Origin of the sequence: Aeromonas sp. EERV15 (genome assembly GCF_900079845.1) — a bacterium.
In the GTDB taxonomy this organism is placed as follows: domain Bacteria; phylum Pseudomonadota; class Gammaproteobacteria; order Enterobacterales; family Aeromonadaceae; genus Aeromonas; species Aeromonas sobria.
Genome location: NZ_FKKY02000086.1, coordinates 1 through 496, shown reverse-complemented (window position 1 = coordinate 496; position 496 = coordinate 1). Strand labels below are relative to the sequence as shown.

Sequence of the window (496 nt, the reverse complement as noted above, 5' to 3'; positions counted from 1 at the left end):
AGCCACTGCGTCGCGATCTCCTCGTTCACCGAGTCGACCCAGTGCTGCGGATCCTGGATCGGGATCTCCCCGGGCACCTTCGACGCCTCCACGGCGACCAGCCAGTCCCGGAGCGCCTCGCCCTTCGGGAACGTCGTGTCCACCCGCACCGGGCGGTCGTCCTTGGGATCGCTCCTCTCGTGCCAGTCCGCCGTCTCCGGGAACCGCCCCGGCCCGAACCGGAGCCACGCGTTGTGCCAGTGCGACGCGAAGACGCGCCCCCCCGCGGAGGCGTAGTCGAACATCGCCTGCAGCGCCGCCTGCGGCTTGTCGGCCCTGAACTCGGACCCCTCGCACGACAGGATCACCATGTCGTACCGGCTCAGGTTCTCGAGCGAGCCCCAGAACCCCCGCGCCGTGGAGAAGCGCGCCCCGTTGTTCAGCCCGTCCCGGTACCGGCTCGTCGCGATGCCGCCCTCGAGCGAGCGCCCCGCGAACAGGTTCACCCGCCCATCGC

Annotated in this window: 1 protein-coding gene; it reads right to left on the bottom strand. The window is 71.2% G+C overall.

Annotation, left to right across the window (positions count from 1 at the left end):
* The coding region (locus tag BN4575_RS22755; RefSeq protein WP_218060794.1) for a hypothetical protein at positions 1 to 496 on the bottom strand (496 nt) is incomplete at both ends.